This window comes from Cobetia sp. 3AK, assembly GCF_029846335.1.
Classification (GTDB): domain Bacteria; phylum Pseudomonadota; class Gammaproteobacteria; order Pseudomonadales; family Halomonadaceae; genus Cobetia; species Cobetia marina.
Window position 1 is genome coordinate 1 of sequence record NZ_JARWKR010000043.1, and the last position, 239, is coordinate 239.

A 239-nucleotide genomic window follows, 5' to 3' on the forward strand; every position below is an offset into this window, starting at 1 on the left:
GTTCATGCAGTTCTACTTCCTGCAGGCGAAGCGCGTCGGCTATTTGAGCGGGCTGTTCCTGGCGCATCTGGACGAGAAGTTCGCCGGGCGCGGGCGCCGCTTCGGCCTGCCGCAGCTGCGCCGCCGGCCGAGCCGGCTCAAGGGCTTCGTGCTCGATCGCGGTCGCCTGGCACTGCCGCACGACCGCTTCTTTGCCGAGGACCCGGTGCGGCTGGTGGAGATCTTCGCGCTGGCGGACC

Annotated in this window: 1 protein-coding gene; it reads left to right on the forward strand. The window is 69.5% G+C overall.

The features are described from left to right. Window positions 1–239 (forward strand): hypothetical protein (locus tag QD228_RS17080; protein WP_279876141.1); only part of this gene is annotated, 239 nt, incomplete at both ends.